The sequence below is a fragment of the Winogradskyella sp. 3972H.M.0a.05 genome (assembly GCF_040493455.1).
In the GTDB taxonomy this organism is placed as follows: domain Bacteria; phylum Bacteroidota; class Bacteroidia; order Flavobacteriales; family Flavobacteriaceae; genus Microcosmobacter.
In genome coordinates this window covers 1-18,442 of record NZ_JANFDA010000002.1, presented here as the reverse complement: position 1 = coordinate 18,442, position 18,442 = coordinate 1, and the positions used below count along the sequence as shown (strand labels likewise).

13 protein-coding genes are annotated in these 18,442 nt (G+C 36.4%); 11 read left to right on the top strand and 2 right to left on the bottom strand.

What is annotated here, in order from left to right:
* Positions 1 to 4 precede the first annotated feature (4 nt).
* The 11 genes from NCE97_RS03525 (at position 5) to NCE97_RS03475 (ending at position 15,970) form a co-directional block, all read left to right on the top strand.
* Complete coding sequence (locus NCE97_RS03525; RefSeq protein ID WP_353777498.1) at positions 5 to 1,678, top strand: NCS1 family nucleobase:cation symporter-1; 1,674 nt, start codon at positions 5 to 7, stop codon at positions 1,676 to 1,678.
* 1 nt (position 1,679) lies between these two features.
* Complete coding sequence (locus NCE97_RS03520) at positions 1,680 to 3,176, top strand: sodium/proline symporter (protein ID WP_353777497.1); 1,497 nt, start codon at positions 1,680 to 1,682, stop codon at positions 3,174 to 3,176.
* A gap of 38 nt (positions 3,177 to 3,214) precedes the next feature.
* On the top strand, positions 3,215 to 4,600 hold the full coding sequence (gene hydA / locus NCE97_RS03515) for a dihydropyrimidinase (RefSeq protein ID WP_353777496.1): 1,386 nt from the start codon (positions 3,215 to 3,217) through the stop codon (positions 4,598 to 4,600).
* A 107-nt stretch (positions 4,601 to 4,707) separates the two neighbouring features.
* Positions 4,708 to 5,574, top strand: a complete 867-nt coding sequence (locus tag NCE97_RS03510) for a nitrilase-related carbon-nitrogen hydrolase (protein WP_353777495.1) — start codon at positions 4,708 to 4,710, stop codon at positions 5,572 to 5,574.
* 1 nt (position 5,575) lies between these two features.
* Positions 5,576 to 6,898, top strand: coding sequence for an FAD-dependent oxidoreductase (locus NCE97_RS03505; protein WP_353777494.1), 1,323 nt, complete (start codon positions 5,576 to 5,578; stop codon positions 6,896 to 6,898).
* 105 nt (positions 6,899 to 7,003) lie between these two features.
* On the top strand, positions 7,004 to 8,338 hold the full coding sequence (preA, locus tag NCE97_RS03500) for an NAD-dependent dihydropyrimidine dehydrogenase subunit PreA (protein WP_353777493.1): 1,335 nt from the start codon (positions 7,004 to 7,006) through the stop codon (positions 8,336 to 8,338).
* A complete protein-coding gene (locus tag NCE97_RS03495; RefSeq protein WP_353777492.1) occupies positions 8,338 to 9,300 on the top strand; it encodes a YheT family hydrolase in 963 nt (320 codons plus the stop codon). Before preA ends, NCE97_RS03495 begins: the two co-directional genes overlap by 1 nt.
* 36 nt (positions 9,301 to 9,336) lie before the next feature.
* Complete coding sequence (locus NCE97_RS03490) at positions 9,337 to 12,909, top strand: T9SS type A sorting domain-containing protein (protein ID WP_353777491.1); 3,573 nt, start codon at positions 9,337 to 9,339, stop codon at positions 12,907 to 12,909.
* 40 nt (positions 12,910 to 12,949) lie between these two features.
* Entirely contained in the window at positions 12,950 to 13,633 is a 684-nt protein-coding gene (locus tag NCE97_RS03485; RefSeq protein WP_353777490.1) for an alpha/beta fold hydrolase, read from the top strand.
* 67 nt (positions 13,634 to 13,700) lie between these two features.
* Positions 13,701 to 15,239 (top strand): YifB family Mg chelatase-like AAA ATPase, encoded by a 1,539-nt coding sequence (locus NCE97_RS03480; RefSeq protein WP_353777489.1) that lies wholly within the window; start codon positions 13,701 to 13,703, stop codon positions 15,237 to 15,239.
* Positions 15,240 to 15,328: 89 nt separating this feature from the next.
* Positions 15,329 to 15,970 (top strand): CAP domain-containing protein, encoded by a 642-nt coding sequence (locus tag NCE97_RS03475; protein ID WP_353777488.1) that lies wholly within the window; start codon positions 15,329 to 15,331, stop codon positions 15,968 to 15,970.
* Positions 15,971 to 16,003: 33 nt separating this feature from the next.
* Here NCE97_RS03475 and NCE97_RS03470 read toward each other — a convergent pair whose 3' ends face one another.
* Positions 16,004 to 18,133: a tetratricopeptide repeat protein gene (locus NCE97_RS03470; RefSeq protein WP_353777487.1), complete on the bottom strand. Its 2,130-nt coding sequence runs from the start codon at positions 18,131 to 18,133 to the stop codon at positions 16,004 to 16,006.
* 175 nt (positions 18,134 to 18,308) lie between these two features.
* Positions 18,309 to 18,442 (bottom strand): T9SS type B sorting domain-containing protein (locus NCE97_RS03465; RefSeq protein WP_353778257.1); only part of this gene is annotated, 134 nt, incomplete at its 5' end.

The following is an 18,442-nucleotide window of genomic DNA, read 5'->3' as shown; positions in this document are numbered from 1 at the left end:
TTAGATGAGTAAAGATATAGTAGAGTTATACGAAGATGTATCAGATTCTCCCCTTTATAGTGAAGATTTAGCACCTGTGCCACCAAGTCAACGGACTTGGAGTAAATGGCATTTGGCTGCAATTTGGGTTGGAATGGCTGTTTGCATCCCTACGTATCTTCTAGCATCTTACATGATTAAAACCGGATTGAATTGGTATGAAGCCTTAATCATTATTGGCTTAGCCAATTTAATCATCACTGTACCTATGGTGCTCAATGGACATGCTGGTGTAAAATATGGCATTCCATTTCCAGTCATTGGTCGTGCAGCATTTGGTACCAAAGGTGTGCACTTAGCCTCAGTAACTAGAGGTATCATTGCTTGTGGTTGGTTTGGTGTTCAAACGTGGATTGGTGGTTTAGCGATTTATGCGATTTTTAATGCAGTTACAGGTTCTACAGGAGAGTTAGGGCTTTCCTTCGGTAAGTTTGTTGGCTTCGTTATTTTCTGGTTTATCAATATGTATTTCATATGGAAAGGTACTGAAAGCATTAAGTGGCTCGAAACCTATTCAGCACCAATATTAATTATCATTGGACTCATCTTGATTTATTGGAGTTATGCCAAAGCTGATGGCTTTTCAGTAGTGTTGGATCAGAGTGTCCAATTAGAAAAAACTGCTGCAACCATTACTTCAAAAGAAGGTGATTATTATCTCAATTTGAATTCTCTAAAAGATAAGGAAGGAAATGTCAAAGTCATGGAATACAATATAGTTTCTGATGACAATACAACTTGGCAAACTTATACAGAAGCACCAATTCTAATCGCAAATACAGAAAATGTTCAGGTGCAATTTAGAAATACAGATGAAGGTAAAGAAGTGTTATCGAGTGTAGTTACTGCAAGTGTTGTTGAAACTGAAAGCTCAGGAAGTAAGTTGTGGAGCTATTTACTATGGCTTACAGCCATGGTAGGCTTCTGGGCAACAATGTCAATTAGTATTGCAGATATTACGCGATATGCTGCAACTCAAAAAGATCAAGTCGTCGGACAGTTTACAGGATTACCACTCACGATGATGCTCTATTCCTTTGTCGGAATCTTCGTGACATGTGCAGCAGTAATTAATTTCAAAGATGTTTTAATTGCTGATGATGCACCTTGGGATCCAGTATCATTAATTGCAAAGTTTCAGAATCCAGTAGTGGTGGTCATTGCTCAAGTATTTATGATTATTGCAACGTTGAGTACAAACATTGCTGCCAATGTTATAGCACCATCAAACGCCTTTTCAAACTTATGGCCAAAGAAAATAAACTTCAAAATGGGTGGAACAATTACAGGTATTATAGGTATCATTATTATGCCATGGTGGCTGCTAGATATCATTTCTACCTTTCTGATTATTGTTAGTGGTTTGCTTGGACCAGTTTTAGGTATTATGATTGCTGACTACTTTTTAATTAGGAAAAAGCAAATGAATCTTGCGGAGTTATTCAAAGTAGATGGAGAGTATTCATATGGTAAGACAGGTTTTAATAGAGCCGCAATGATTTCATTATTTGTAGGAGTAGCTACAGCACTGATAGGTTATTGGGTATCAGCCGTAAGCTTCTTGTATTCCTTGTCATGGTTTACAGGATTCATTATATCATTCGTATTGTATTGTCTTCTAATGAAAAAACCAAGCTAATATGATTACCAAATACATCATATTAGTACTTTATTTTTCTATCCTTTTTCTAATTGGGTATTTCGCTTCAAAGCGTATCAAAAATATTAAGGACTATTATGTAGGAGGAAAGAAACTCAACTTTTGGGTAGTAGCATTTTCAGCAAGAGCCACAGGCGAATCAGCATGGTTGCTATTGGGACTTACAGGTCTAGGGGCAATGGTTGGTGCATCAGCATTTTGGGTCGTTTTAGGAGAAGTCATAGGTGTTAGTGTGTCCTGGTTTTTTATGGCTGAAAAGTTTAAACAACTTTCAGATAAATATAATTCCATTACCATTCCAGATTACTTGGTAAGTCGCTTCAGGTCGTCAACGCACACCTTAAGAATTATTGCAGCAACAGCATTGTCGCTGTTTGTAGTCATTTATGTTAGTGCACAGATCGATGCCACAGGTTCTGCCTTCGAATCATTTTTGGGCTGGAACTATTACACAGGCGCACTAGTAGGCTTCTTTATCGTATTGGCATATATATTTTCTGGAGGTTTTGTGGCTGTAGCATGGTCAGATTTATTTCAAGGACTAATCATGCTCATCGGCTTAGTAGGATTGCCTATAGTAGCCTATTTCGCAATAAGCTCTAACGTATCAGTTTCCGATGAATTAACCAAGATCGATCCCTATTTCCTTAATATTTGGGGAGAAGGCGGTTTCAATACCATTAACCTGTTTACCATTTTAGGCTTTGTGTTTATCGGATTAGGATTTATGGGCTCACCACAACTCTTTGTACGCTTTATGTCTATAAAAGACACTTCCGAAATTAAAAAAGGACGTTGGGTAGCTTTTGTATTTACAATACTCACAGATTCTTGTGCTGTATTGATAGGAATATTTGGACGCTATTTATTGACATCAATGGATGTAGACCCAGAAACAGTATTAGGTAATGGAGCTCAAAATGTATTGCCTTTACTAGTGGAAAGAGTGATGCCGCTTACCTTAGTTGGGCTTTATATAGCAGCCGTTTTAGCAGCGATAATGTCCACAATAGATTCGCTATTGGTAGTTGCGTCTAGTGCAATATCCAGAGATTTTTATCAGCAAATCTATAATCCAAACAAGTCTGAAAAAGACATGGCTAGGATTTCTAGAGTTATTACAGTAGTACTAGCAATCTTTGCTTTAGCCATTGCTATGATTGTTGCTGTAACGACTCCTGAGCGAACTATTTTCTGGTTTGTGATCTTTGGGTGGTCAGGTATTGCGGCAACCTTTTGTCCAACGATAATCTTGTCATTATTCTGGAAAGGTTTCAACGAAAAAGGAGCCATAGCATCTATGATTACAGGCTTCTTATCAGTTCCATTGTTCAAATTTGGATTTACAGCAATAGAAGGATATGGTATTTATTTTGAAAAACTTGGAGAGTTGGGGCCATCCTTTGCTATGGCAATTATAGTAGGCGTTATTGTGAGTAAGATGTATAGAAAATCAGTAGTAATTGATTCTGAATAAAATCTTGTAAATTTAAAAGAGATAAAACTTTAAATAAAATGTCAATCTTAATAAAAAACGGTCATGTAGTTACAGCTTCAGAAAGCTATATAGCGGATGTCTATACTGAAGGCGATAAGATAGTAGCCATTGGAAAAGACTTGGATTATAAAGCTGATAAGGTAATAGATGCTACAGGGCGATTAGTTTTTCCTGGAGGCATAGATCCTCATGTGCATCTAGATATGCCTTTTATGGGGACTTATTCTAGTGATGACTATGAAACTGGAACACGAGCTGCGCTTCATGGCGGAACCACGATGGTTATCGATTTCATATTGCAAACCCAAGGTGATACGCTACATAATGCATTAAAGACTTGGCAAGAAAAGTCAAGAGGTAAAGCCATAGGTGATTATTCATATCACATGGCAGTAACAGATTTTAATAATGAAGTTGCCAAAGAAGTCATAGAGATGATTGAAGAAGAAGGCATTTCATCATTCAAAACATTTATGGCGTATAAAGGTGCTTTAATGATTGATGATGGTCAAATGGTTCAACTCATGAAAGTTGTAAAGAAGCATGGTGGTTTGGTCACTGTTCATGCTACAAATGGTGATATGATAGATTCACTAATTGCCAAGAATAGAGCAAAAGGAAATCTATCACCTTTATATCATTATCTATCCCAACCTGAAGTTACGGAAGCTGAGGCATCTGCTCGTTTTGCAGATATGTTGCATTATACAGATTGCCCAGGTTATATTGTACACATGACTTGTGAAGGCGCTTTAAATGCAGTTAGAAAGGCGACTCAACGTAACCAAAAAGTATTTGTAGAAACATGTACTCAGTATTTAATGCTAGATGCATCACTTTATGAAAAAGACTTTGATGGAGCAAAATGGGTTATGAGTCCACCCCTAAGAGAACCTAAAGATCAAGACGCATTATGGTCTGGTATCAATCAAGGATTGGTGCAAGTAGTGGGTACAGACCATTGTCCGTTTATGTGGGAACAGAAGAAAATGGGAAAGGATGATTTCTCAAAAATTCCAAATGGTCATCCAGGTATTGAGCATCGTATGGAGTTATTGTATTCTGAAGGTGTTCATACAGGAAAGATTTCATTGACCAAGTATGTTGAAGTTGCGTGCACCAATGCAGCTAAGATTTTCGGAATGTATCCGAGAAAAGGAACGCTGGCCGTTGGGAGTGATGCCGATATAGTAATTTTTGATCCTAATAAGGAGCATACAATTTCAGTAGAAACCCATCATATGAATTGCGATTATTCAGCATATGAAGGACAAAAAGTAACAGGAAAAACAGAAACCGTAATATTAAGAGGGCAGATAGCTATTGAAAATGAGGAATGCAAGCTAGATGCTGGTTACGGACAATTCATAAAGAGAGGAAAAACAAGTAAAACAGTTATATAAATATTAATAATTTGTCATTCCGAGGGAGTGAGGAACGAACGATGAGGAATCTGATAAAAGCTTAGAGATTCTTCGCTAAGCTCAGAATGACATAAAAACTAAAATATATGCCAAGAAAAGTAAAATCAGGATTGATACAAATGAGCCTTCCAATGACAGAAGGAGAGGGCACCATCCAGGAGATTATGGATGCGATGTATGATAAACATATTCCATATATAGAAGAAGCAGGAAAGCAAGGCGTGCAAATTCTTTGTTTACAAGAAATATTCAATACACCTTATTTCTGTCCAGGTCAAGATAGAAAATGGTATGCTTCTGCTGAAAGTGTTCCAGGGCCAACTACTGAGAAGTTACAAGTTCTGGCTAAGAAATATGATATGGTTATTATCGTTCCAGTTTATGAGAAAGAACAACCAGGAGTTTTGTACAATACTGCAGCAGTTATAGATGCCGATGGTACTTATCTTGGAAAGTATAGAAAGAATCACATTCCACATACCACAGGGTTTTGGGAAAAATTCTTCTTCAAGCCAGGGAATTTAGGCTATCCAGTATTTCAAACTAAATATGCCAAAGTAGGTGTTTACATCTGTTACGATAGGCATTTCCCAGATGGCGCAAGAGCATTAGGCTTGAATGGCGCCGAAATCGTTTACAACCCTTCAGCTACAGTAGCTGGATTGAGCGAATACTTATGGAAGCTAGAACAACCAGCACATGCAGCAGCGAATGGTTATTTTATGGGCTGTATTAACCGCGTAGGCGAGGAGAAGCCATGGAACTTAGGCAAATTCTACGGACAATCTTACTTTGTAGATCCTAGAGGGCAAATATTTGCGCAAGCTTCAAGAGATGATGATGAATTATTAGTGGCTGAATTCGATTTAGATTTAATTGAAGAAGTACGTTCTACGTGGCAGTTCTTCAGAGATAGACGACCAGAAACTTATGGTAGATTAACAGAATTATAGTATGGCAGAATACAAAAGACCAACAACTGCTGAAGAATTTGAAAAGAATTTCAAGCAGAAAAAACCATTGATGAATGATACGGAAGCGTATTACGAAAGTTCACGCTGTTTGTTTTGCTATGATGCACCGTGTGTTCAGGCATGTCCTACTCACATAGACATTCCGTTATTCATAAAACAAATTCATACAGATAATGTTACTGGAGCTTCAAAAACTATTTTCGATTCCAATTGGCTTGGAAATGCATGTGGTGTCGTTTGTCCAACAGGAGTTTTGTGTGAAGGCGCTTGTGTGTATAATCATCAAGATGTAACACCTATTCAAATCGGTCGCCTTCAAAATTATGCTACAAATAAAACTATAGCTGCCGATAAAAAGCTATTTACAATTGGAGAGCCTAATGGTAAGAAGATTGCAGTCATTGGTGCTGGTCCAGCAGGAATTGCTTGCGCTTGTGAAGCTAGAACGCTAGGTTTTGAAGTTGATATATATGAAGCAAAAGACAAGCCTTCAGGATTAACGGTATATGGTATTGCACCTTATAAAATAACAAATGAAGAAGTTCTGGATGAAATAGAATATCTTCAGAAACAACTTCAATTCAATATCATATATAATTCAGCAATCAACACTAAAGAACAACTCAAAGACATTGAAAACAAATACGATGCGATTTTTATCGGAGTTGGTCTAGGACAAACACGAGTACTTGGCTTAGAGGGAGAAGATAAAGAAGGTGTTGTCGGTGCAGTAGAGTTTATTGAAGAGTTACGCATGAAGCAACATGAGATTTCTGTTCCAGATAATGTAGTTGTGATCGGAGGTGGAAACACTGCTATGGATGCCGCTTCAGAATCGGCAAGAATGGGAGCGAAGAAGACTGTTTTGGCCTATAGAAACTCCAAAGAAAAAATGGGAGCCTATGGCTTTGAATACGATCTTGCCATTAGCTCTGGAGTAGATAGTTTGTTCAATGCCACACCTATTGAAATCATTGGGAATGGCAAAGTAGAAGGTGTGAAATTTTTGAAGACTGAAGTCGTAGATGATCAATTAAAAACAATTGAAGGCAGTGAGTTCACTGTTGCTTGTGAGATGGTGATTAAAGCTACTGGTCAAGCCAAGCAAGGAGAATTTTATAAGTTGATTGACAATTTAGACTTAGATAATAAAACAAGAATTAAGACTAATACTGAATTCCAAACATCTAACCCTAAATACTTTGCTGGAGGCGACGCTATTAATGGAGGCGCAGAGGTCGTAAATGCAGCTTACGATGGAAAGATGGCGGCAAGAGGAATTCATAATTGGTTATTGAGTTAGTATGTGTCTCCCTGAGCGCAGTCGAAGGGTTGATTCAGGATCTCATAATATAGATTTAAAAGTAATGGATTCCGTATCAAGTACGGAATGACAAAACATAAAGAAATGATAGATTTATCCATAGATTTTGCAGGTATAAAAGCACCAAATCCGTTTTGGTTGGCATCAGCACCACCAACCAATTCAGGTTATCAAATCATGAAAGCATTTGATGCAGGTTGGGGAGGCGCTGTTTGGAAAACACTTGGAGTTCCGGTAGTTAACGTATCGAGTCGTTATGGTTCGGTTAACTATAGAAACACCCGAATGATGGGTTTCAATAACATCGAACTTATCACAGATAGGCCACTGGCTGATAACCTTCGTGAAATTGAAGAAGTAAAGAAATACTTTCCAAATCATGCAGTGATTGCTTCCTTGATGGTTGAAAGCAAGGCAGAATGGGAGCAAATTATTAAAGATGTAGAAAACGCGGGAGCAGATGGTATAGAGCTCAATTTTGGTTGTCCTCATGGCATGTGCGAACGCGGAATGGGTTCAGCTGTAGGGCAAGAACCAGAAGTGTTAAAGACTATTGTAGGCTGGGTCATGGACGCTGCAAATATTCCTGTGATTACTAAACTCACACCAAATATCTCTGAAATCACTGAACCAGGATTAGCTGCTTATCAAGGTGGTACTGATGCTATTTCATTGATAAACACTATCAAGAGTATTGTTGGTATCGATTTAGACACCTATGCACCACTACCAATTGTAGATGGAAAAGGCACTAATGGAGGTTACTGCGGACCAGCAGTGAAGCCTATTGCGATGCACATGATTAGAGAATTAGCACAGCACCCAGAAATTTCTAAAGTTCCAATTTCTGGTATTGGAGGTGTTGAAACTTGGAGAGATGTAGTAGAGTTTATTCTTTTAGGAGCAACTTCAGTTCAGGTATGTACTGCTGTGATGCATTATGGCTTTGGAATTGTTCGCGAAATGGAAGCAGGCTTGCGTCAGTTTATGCAAGAAAAAGGATATACTAGTATTTACGATTTTGCTGGAAAGGCATTGCCAAATGTTACCGAATGGAAGCATCTTAACCTAAAACATAAAGTTGTCGCTGAAATCAATTCGGGCAAATGTGTGGGTTGTGAATTGTGTTACATTGCTTGTGATGATGGAGCACATCAAGCTATTGCCTTATCTGATGACCCTGTCAATAGAATTCCAAGTATCATTGAAGAAAACTGTGTAGGCTGCAATTTATGTTCTCTAGTCTGTCCTGTTGAAGATTGTATAACCATGGTAAAACGTGATGATGGTACTCAGCATGTGACTTGGGATGAACGCAGTCAAGCAGGAACTATTCCAACAACTTTTGATGATGATTTAGCTGGAGGGAAGCACCATTATGTACCTTCACCTTCAGACGCTTTGAAGCACAGAAAATAATGCCGCTAATAGAATCGACCTACCAACCAAAATTTCTCTTTAAGAAAGGACACTTCTCTACAGTATATTCAGGGTTATTCAGAAGCGTAAAAGGAGTCGTTCAAAAACGTGAACGCTTAGAATTAGATGATGGAGACTTTATAGATTTGGATTGGAGTTACTCTGTACAGAAAGCAGAGAAGGTAATTATTATTCTTCACGGGTTAGAAGGCAATGCACAACGACCTTACATAACAGGAACAGCAAAATTATTTAATAGTGATGGCTATGATACCTGTAGCGTAAATTTTAGAGGCTGTAGTGGCGAAGAAAATCGTTTGTGGCGTAGTTATCATTCTGGTGAAACTAATGATTTGGATGCTGTTGTCAAGCTTTGTATTGACAAGGGCTATTCTGAAGTTTATATCAAAGGCTTTAGCTTAGGCGGAAATGTAACACTAAAGTATCTAGGAGAAGAACGGCAATTGCCCTCAGAGATTAAAGGTGCTGTGGCGATTTCGGTACCATGTAGTTTGTATAGCTCATGTGTTGAATTGCATAAGATGAAAAATGTGTTGTATGCAGATCGTTTCAAAAGACATCTTATTGGACGTTTGAGATTGAAACAAAAGCTTTTTCCTGAAAATATTTCGATTAAAGAAATCAATGCCATTAAAACCTTAAAAGAATTTGATGATGCTTATACATCCAAAGCTCATGGATTTATAGATGCTATGGATTATTATGAAAAGAGCAGCAGTCTTCAATTTCTTCCAAATATTAAAATTCCGACCTTAGTTATTAATGCATTAAATGATTCGTTTTTAGGCCCTGAATGTTTCCCAATTAAAGAAGCTAAAGAGAATGATAATTTTTTTCTAGAAATGCCTAAGTATGGAGGTCATGTTGGTTTCTTTGAAGGCGATAATGTGTATTATAATGAAAAGAGAAGTTTGCATTTTCTTAATGATTTACATAGCTAAAGTTTTTCTTACATTTGGACTATAAATTAAACTCCTATGAAAAAGAATTATTTACTAGTTCTAGCCTTATTGTTTTTCAGTACAACTTTTGCTCAAATTAGCTTCCAAGAAGATATTATTATTGGTAGAAGTAATTTTATCTATCAAGCAAGATTGATTCACTCAGCTGACATAGATGGTGATGGTGATATGGATGTTATATCTACATCATACACTACTGATATTATAGGTTGGCAAGAAAATTTAGACGGTCAGGGAACCTTTAGTATAATGAAGAACATAAGTACTTCGGTAAACGGACCTCACTCTGTTTTTACAGCCGATTTAGATAGTGATGGTGATTTAGATGTACTCTCTGCTTCTGGTATAGATGGCAAAATAGCTTGGTATGAGAATTTGGATGGTCAGGGAAATTTTGGAGGGCAACAAGTTCTTGTTACTGTTCAGGGTACAAGAAACGTGTTTGCGGATGATTTAGATAACGATGGAGATATGGATGTGCTCATGACTTCTCTTGGACAAAATATAGTAGCTTGGTTTGAAAATACTGATGGTCAAGGTACATTTAGTTCTATATTGACCATTGATAACAATTTTGTTGACGCAAATGATGTAAAGACAGCAGATGTAGATGGCGATGGCGATATAGATGTTTTATCCTCATCATACAATGGGTGTAATATTGTTTGGTATGAAAATACTGATGGACTTGGTAATTTTGGTCCTCAGCAACAATTTATTTCTAATCATACAATTGGCGCTCGATACATTTATACGGTAGATATAGATGGGGATAATGATATGGATGTATTATCTGCTTCATCTAACTATAATAGAATTACTTGGTTTGAAAACACCAATGGATTAGGAAGTTTTGGAACTGAGCAACTTATTGCAAATAATGTTGTAGGAGTGAATTCAATTTACGCTGCAGATTTTGATAATGATGGAGATATGGATGTTTTGTCTTCATCATATACTGATGATAAAATTGCTTGGTATGAAAACACCAATGGACTTGGTGATTTTGGAACACAACAAACTATTTCAACCACAGCAGATACAGCAATTTCTGCAATAGCAGCTGACATTGATAATGATGGTTATATGGATGTTGTTTCTTCAATGGAGCATTTAGCAGAAGTAAGTTGGTACAAAAACAATGATGGATCAGGGGAGTTTGATGACAAAAAAGTAGTTTCGATTAGTACACGTGATGTCAATTCGATTGACATAGCTGATCTGGATGGAGATGGTGATATGGATATTATTTCTGCCTCCAACAACTTTGGTTCTGATGATAGAGGAAGGATAATATGGTTTGAGAATATTCAAGATCAGCAATGCAATTTTTGTTTGCCTCATATAGTCAATGATATTGATGAAGCATATTCAATAAGCGCTGTAGATATAGATGGAGATGGAGATATGGACTTACTTTCTGCAGTAAGTATTGAAAATAATAATACTGATGATAGGATAGTTTGGTATGAGAATGTAAATGGAGTAGGTGATTTTAGTTCTCCTATTATTATTGATACTGTAGAACATATTTCTGCGGTTGTTGCTGCAGATGTAGATGGTGATGATGATATGGACTTACTTATGACTACAGCAGAAGATGATCAGTTGGTTTGGTACGAAAATGTAGATGGAGAAGGAACATACAGCCCTAAACAGCTTATTGCTGGTAATCTCGTACTTTCTATTTCAATTGATGTAAGCGATATTGATGGAGATGGGGATAATGATGTTCTAGTGTCAGATTTTTTTAACGATAATATTAAATGGTTCAAAAATATGGATGGACTAGGTAATTTTAGTAATGGTTTTTTTATTACTAATGCCGATTTAAATAGTCCGCAATGGGTGCAAGCTGGAGATATGGATACGGATGGAGATTTAGACATACTTGTAGCTGATTCATTTGGTGATGCTCAAGTTTCTTGGTTTGAAAATATAGATGGTATGGGTACATTTGGCGAGAAACAAGTTGTTGCTGAGAATGTAGATTCAGCCGAGAAAGTTTATGCTGCTGATTTGGATAATGATGGGGACAAAGATATTATTTCCATTTCCAATAAGGTAATTTGGTTTGAAAACTTGGATGGGCAAGGAAACTTTGGAACTCAGCAAGTAATTAGAGTTGGATCTGAAGTTTTTAATGATTTGAAAATAGCAGATATAAATAATGATGGAGATATTGATATATTTTCTTCGTCTAGTATTGCTGATGAAATTGCTTGGTACAAAAACTTAGGGGTTCTTGGTAATGAAATAACTGGTACAATTAGAATAGATTCTAACTCTGATGGATGTACTAATACCGATATAGCTGCAAGTAATATTATGGTTGTGGCAGACAATGGTGCAGATAGCTTTTCAACTTTTACGTTACAAAACGGTAATTATCAGTTACCTGTGAATGAAGGAAACTTTGTTGTTTCTATTTCTAACTTACCAAATTATTACCAACCTAGCCCCGAATCTTATTCTGCAGATTTTTTTGGACTAGGAAATACAAATGTAGCTGACTTTTGTCTAGAGCCCTCAATAGAAATAAATGATTTAAATGTGAGTGTTTATCCTATCAATGAAGCTAGGCCTGGCTTCGATGCAAATTATCAGTTAGTTTATAGAAATGTGGGAACAGTACAACTGAGCGGAAATGTTTCCTTTGAGTTTGATGAAAACAAGTTGCAGTTTCTTAATGCTGATGAAACAGTTAGCTCCCAAACTAGTAATACGATAACTTTTGATTATGAAGACTTACATCCTTTTGAAGTAAGAACTATTAATTTGTACTTCAATGTGTACCCACCACCAACGACAAATATTGATGACATTCTAAATTTCTCTGCAACAATTAATCCAGTTACGGGAGATGAAACCGAGGTTGATAATACTTTTGAGTTCCAACAAGTGGTTATAGGATCTTATGATCCCAATGATATTCAGGTGTTGGAAGGAGAAGAAATCATATTAGAAGAAGCAAATGAATACTTGCACTACATCATAAGATTTCAGAATACAGGAACTGCAAGTGCCATAAATGTCAGAGTAGAAAATGTTTTAGACGATAAATTGGATTGGACTACAATGCAATTAGAAAGCTTGAGCCATGATGGTAGAGTAGAAATTGAAAATGGAAATCAAGTTGAATTTATTTTTAATAATATCTACCTACCAGATAGTACAAATGACGAACCTAATTCGCATGGCTATATAGCCTATAAGATAAAACCCAAGGATAATGTTGTAGTTGGAAACATATTCTATAATACTGCTGATATCTATTTTGATTTCAATCCGCCAATAACTACAAATACTGTTGCTACTGAAATAGTTGATGTGCTTGGTATAGGGGAGTTTGAAAGTAATATTTTTTCAGTCTATCCAAATCCTACAGATTCTGAGTTGACGATATCAGGAAACGTTATCATATCAGAACTAAAAATTATAGACATCAATGGAAGAGTCTTAAAAACAATAGAAAACATTACTGATAATACTATAAAGTTAGATGTCTCTTATCTACAAGATGGTATGTATTTTTTAAACATTGAAGCCGGTAACTATCAACAAAATGTAAAGTTCCTTAAGGACTAATACCGTAGGACTAAGGCCAATATATTAGTAAACTAATAGAATGAAAGAAAAACTTTTACTATTACACGGCGCCTTAGGAAGCAAAAAACAATTTGATTCTATTAAAGAGGTTCTTGGAAATACATATGATGTATATGATATGAACTTTGAAGGACATGGAGGTGCTGAATCACAGAGAGATTATTCTATTGAGGTTTTTAGTGAGAATGTGATTGATTTTTTAGAGACAAATTCAATTAATCAAATCAACATTTTTGGATATAGTATGGGAGGCTATGTAGCATTACACACAGCATTAAAGGTTCCATATAAGATCAAAAAAATAATCACATTAGGCACCAAATTCGAATGGGATTTAGATTCAGCAGAAAAAGAAACAAGAATGCTAAACCCATTAAAGATTGAAGAAAAAGTTCCTCACTTTGCTAAAATGTTGGAGAAAGAGCATTACCCTCTAGATTGGAAGATTATTATGGAGAAAACGGCAGCAATGATGCTCGACATGGGAAAAGGCGCTAAACTTAATGATAATGACTTCGGAAGAATTAATCAAAACGTAGTTATAGGAGTTGGGAGTTTGGATACTATGGTAAGCTACGAAGAATCTGAGATTGTTTCAGAGCTTTTACCCAATTCAAAATTAATCACACTCGAGGGAGTAGAGCATCCAATTAATAAAATTGAGTCTCAAACAATAGTAGATTATATAATTTCTAATTTATAGTCTTCAAAAGAAAATAAAGATTTGTTTTAAGTAGAATTTTCCTACATTTACTCAAACAAATCTACCTATGCTCAAAAAAGTTTATGGCAGCGCTGTCTTTGGCGTTGAAGCCACTACCATTACTGTGGAAGTTAATGTTGATAATGGAATAGGATATCATCTTGTTGGTCTTCCCGATAATGCAATAAAGGAGAGTAATTACCGAATCGCAGCAGCACTCCAGAATAACGGTTATAAAATCCCTGGTAAGAAGATTACTATCAATATGGCACCAGCCGATTTACGAAAGGAGGGAAGTGCTTATGACCTCACTTTGGCAGTTGGAATCTTAGCAGCATCCAAACAAATACAAGCCGAAAATCTTGATGATTTTTTGATCATGGGAGAGCTATCTTTAGATGGAAGTTTGCAACCTATAAAAGGTGCCTTACCTATAGCTATAAAGGCTAGGGAAGAAGGCTATAAAGGATTTATGTTGCCAAGTCAGAACGCCAAAGAAGCTGCAATAGTCAATGATTTGAAAGTTTATGGTATTGATAACATAAAGCAGGTCATTAACTATTTTGATAAAGGAGAAGCTCTAGAGCAAACAATATTGGATACCAGAGAAGAGTTTTATAAAAATCTAGATTTCCCTGAGTTCGATTTTGCAGATGTAAAAGGTCAGGAGAGTATAAAACGTTGCATGGAAATTGCCGCAGCAGGAGGACACAACATTATTCTTATTGGTCCACCAGGTTCAGGTAAAACAATGCTGGCAAAACGATTACCAAGCATATTACCACCAATGACCTTGCACGAAGCTTTAGAAACGACTAAAATCCATTCCGTTGTTGGACGAATAAAAGAACATGCTGGACTCATGGCACAACGCCCTTTCAGGAGTCCGCACCATACCATTAGTGATGTCGCATTGGTTGGAGGAGGAGCCTATCCACAGCCAGGGGAAATTTCGTTGTCACATAACGGTGTTTTGTTTTTAGATGAATTACCAGAGTTTAAGCGTAGTGTCTTAGAAGTAATGCGCCAACCACTGGAAGATAGAGAAGTCACAATATCTCGAGCAAAATTCACCGTAACCTATCCTTCGTCTTTTATGCTGGTTGCGAGCATGAACCCAAGTCCAGGAGGCTATTTTAATGACCCTAATGCGCCAGTGACATCTTCACCTGCAGAAATGCAGCGTTATCTAAGTAAAATTTCTGGACCACTTCTGGATAGGATTGATATTCATATAGAAGTGACCCCAGTGCCTTTTGAAAAGCTTGCGGATAATCATAAAGGTGAATCTTCAATAGATATTAGAAAACGCGTGACTGTTGCTAGGGAAATTCAAACAGAACGTTTCAAAGAACTTGAAAATGTTCATTATAATGTGCAAATGAACACGAAGCAAATTCGTGAATATTGTCAACTAGATAATGCGTCACTAGATTTACTAAAGTCAGCTATGGAGCGTCTTAATTTATCAGCTAGAGCTTATGATCGCATTTTAAAAGTAGCCAGAACTATTGCAGATTTAGATAATTCATCTCAAGTAGAAGGTAATCATATTAGTGAAGCCATTCAATATAGAAGTTTAGATAGAGAAGGATGGCTGGGCTAAAAGCGTTAGAATAAGTTAGAGGAAAAGTATTTAAGCAATAAGAAAAGCAATAAAGACGTTATAAATTTGCCCACTAAAACATTCTAATCATGAAAAATCGAAGCCCCAAATTTGATATTTCAATTCGTGCCTTTTTGTTTTCCTATTTATTTCTGCTATCTACTTGTTCAAAATCTGATGAAGCTTTGTATGGTCCTCTTGTAGATTTGGGATTAAGTCCAGAAGAAGTTGAGATTAGGTTAACTACATCGCTTGTTGGAGAACTTCCAGATGGTCCAGGAAATCCAGAAGACTTATGTGCAAATGGAGAAATGCAGCTAATGTCAGACGATCCGTATTGTGGATATGTCGATGTAGGAGAGTATTGTGTTAATCAAATCAATATGTATAGAGCAATGCATGGTTTACCACCTTATGTAAGAGCTGTTGAATATGAATTATGTGCAGCTCGAGAAGCTCGATTAGCATTAGAAAACGGAACATTCCATTGGAATGATGGATGTGGATGGGTATCACAAGGAGCTGCAGGTGGTGGTCGAGGAGGAGATGATTCAGACGGAACAGTTGAAAAGTCAGTATGGTGGGTACCTAAGCTATTTTATGAAGAAGGACCTAACGGTGGACACTATCAGGCTATGATGCAAGAAAATAGTCGATTCGTAACTTGTGGTTACTATGCCATTGACCGTGACAGTCATGGGATAATAATTAATTATTATAATGAACTTTGAGTTGTCAAACAAGAATGCTCGAGAGCTTACAAATCAATCACTCTTTAGTAAGTAATTAGTACTGTCTGTTGCTCTTGCCCATTCATCTTTGAAGATATCGTATGAATAACTTAGGGAAGCCATTTTCCCAGTTTTATCAAGTTCAAAAGACATTACAGTACTCAATCTAGTAAGATCCATAAATTTATTATTACCTAAAGGTAGAAGTTCAACCTTATTTAAAGTATCTCTTTTATAATAAAATTTACCGTTTTCAACCCAGAATAATCTTGGACCATAATTTCCCGAAACCTCATTGAATTCTTCTATTAGTTGAGATTCTTCCTTATCCTTTATGTATTGAATATGGGATAAGATATTTTTGAGATAATGGTGTTCAGGGTTTTTTGAAATAGCTTCAATATATAGTTGTTCAGCTTCATCTAAATTTCCATTGTTAAAAGCAGCATTGGCTGCTGTGATACTTTCATCTAATTTCCAGTATAATTCTCTGTATGTAGAATACTTATCATACTGCCCAAGATAAATACCTATTACTTTTTCGTCTTTATTTCTTACCAGAGAATCCTTGAATGTTCTACTTAAAATATGACCGCTAGATGATGAGCTTGGACCAGATAGAATATAAGCACGCATCCTTTGGCTCTTTACATGCTTTATTAACCTGTCATTTTCAATCCAATACGTAAACGTTTGCTCATTTCTGGTGGCTCGGTAGGTTCCAACAAAATCTTCTAATTCTTTTGTAGTTGCCTTATGATTCATTAAGTAGTTGATGGCATCCTCATAGACTTTGTTTCTATTGTCATTATCAGGATATTGAAGCTTTATTTCTTCAAGAACTTTCTCAGCTTCAACGATATCTCCTTTAAACAATAAAGGTTCAATCTTGTAGGTCGTGATTATGGGATTGATCACTTCTAGTTTGTTCATTGTTTTGAGAATTTTGTCCTCAGCACCAATAACCAAAGAAGCATCTGCAAACTTTATCCCATTATCTGGGTTTGGATCATTCTCAAATATGCGCTTAGTTTCATTAAAATATGGCTGTACCTGTTTGGTTTCACCATATATGCTGTACAAAACATTGTTGTAATAACCATTGTTGGGATCGATTTCTAGCTGTTGCTTGACTAGTTTTTCGGCTTCCTCTAATTGATCGTAAGCTAGATTCCTCTGAATTAGTACATCTACCTGTAATTGACTCGGCAATTTTTTCTTGTATGAAAAAGCATTGTTTATGTCATCTTGCTCCTGAAGCTTGCTAACATTATAACCAATAGATTTTTTTGCTTGGCGCAAAAACGCTAAAGCAAATGTAGAATCTAACTCAATAGCTTTTCTATATTTACCTTGAACAAAATATTTCAATGCTTCAAGGTTGTTACTGGTAAACTCCTTAACAGGTAAATCTATATAATGAATCTCATTTCCTTCAGTAAATCCAGCTTTAGAAGTGACAAACACACTTACTTCATCTATAAGGTCTAAAATATCTGGCCCTGTGAAAGTCCGTGTGTCGGTAATCTTTCCATTACTAGCTTTTCTTTTGGTTGCAACTACTTCATAAACACCATTATCTTTCTTGTAGGAGCCATCAATATAAAAATCGTTGAATAATGAAGCCTCTCTAATTTTATCTGAAGTTGAATGTATATCCGTAAAATCTGGACTTAGACTCTTATTTTGGCTAAGGTCATAAGCCAATAAAGCGCCAATGCCATACTGCATCCATGTAGTAGTGCTATCTGTATTGAGCTGTTTGAAACCATAAATAGGTACACCAACTCTAAACTCCTCTTTTGTAATCAATTTGCGTTCAAGTAGACCTTCTTCATTAGTGAATTCAACCTCTTTTGTTGTAGCACCAAGATCGCTATTTCCAAAGCCAAAATAGAGTGCAACAGCCAATACGATAAAGTTTAGAGGAATAATGATTTTTTCTCTCAGCTTAAATATGCGCTTATTTATACGATCCTGATGATACAGGTAAATCAGAAGCGATGGAATAATTCCAATAAAAGCCCAAAGTAATATATCTACCCAATAAGGAGAAATTCCATAACGGTTAAGAATCCAATCAATGAACTGCAAAAAAGTCCATGCTGCTACCAAATAAGCAGCTAGAAACTGAAAGGTTTTGATCCATTTTTTCTTGTTCATCTAAAATAAGAGGACTTTGTGATTAAATAATAGCCTTTTCGAATGTCATACGAATATAATACTATTTAAATATTTGTAGCTATTGCATAATTAAAGTTACTTGTGAATTATATAAGAAGCAATAAAAAAGTCCTTCACTATTGAAGGACTTTTTGTTTGTATATGTTCAGCACCATTATCGTTTGAGTGCAAAATGGGCTTTAAATTCTGTTCTTTGCTCTGAGTTGGGGTCGTCGTACTCCACCAGGAACCAATAGTCATTGGTGGGCATCAACTCCCCATTGTAGGTACCGTCCCAGCCAGACCCCT

What these genes read in the sequence shown, in the direction of transcription:
- NCE97_RS03520 (WP_353777497.1), top strand. Translation starts at nt 1,680, where the DNA reads ATGATTACCAAATACATCATATTAGTACTTTATTTTTCTATCCTTTTT.
- NCE97_RS03525 (WP_353777498.1), top strand. Translation starts at nt 5, where the DNA reads ATGAGTAAAGATATAGTAGAGTTATACGAAGATGTATCAGATTCTCCC.
- NCE97_RS03475 (WP_353777488.1), top strand. Translation starts at nt 15,329, where the DNA reads ATGAAAAATCGAAGCCCCAAATTTGATATTTCAATTCGTGCCTTTTTG.
- NCE97_RS03490 (WP_353777491.1), top strand. Translation starts at nt 9,337, where the DNA reads ATGAAAAAGAATTATTTACTAGTTCTAGCCTTATTGTTTTTCAGTACA.
- NCE97_RS03510 (WP_353777495.1), top strand. Translation starts at nt 4,708, where the DNA reads ATGCCAAGAAAAGTAAAATCAGGATTGATACAAATGAGCCTTCCAATG.
- NCE97_RS03480 (WP_353777489.1), top strand. Translation starts at nt 13,701, where the DNA reads ATGCTCAAAAAAGTTTATGGCAGCGCTGTCTTTGGCGTTGAAGCCACT.
- hydA (WP_353777496.1), top strand. Translation starts at nt 3,215, where the DNA reads ATGTCAATCTTAATAAAAAACGGTCATGTAGTTACAGCTTCAGAAAGC.
- NCE97_RS03485 (WP_353777490.1), top strand. Translation starts at nt 12,950, where the DNA reads ATGAAAGAAAAACTTTTACTATTACACGGCGCCTTAGGAAGCAAAAAA.
- NCE97_RS03495 (WP_353777492.1), top strand. Translation starts at nt 8,338, where the DNA reads ATGCCGCTAATAGAATCGACCTACCAACCAAAATTTCTCTTTAAGAAA.
- NCE97_RS03505 (WP_353777494.1), top strand. Translation starts at nt 5,576, where the DNA reads ATGGCAGAATACAAAAGACCAACAACTGCTGAAGAATTTGAAAAGAAT.
- NCE97_RS03470 (WP_353777487.1), bottom strand. Translation starts at nt 18,133, where the DNA reads ATGAACAAGAAAAAATGGATCAAAACCTTTCAGTTTCTAGCTGCTTAT.
- preA (WP_353777493.1), top strand. Translation starts at nt 7,004, where the DNA reads ATGATAGATTTATCCATAGATTTTGCAGGTATAAAAGCACCAAATCCG.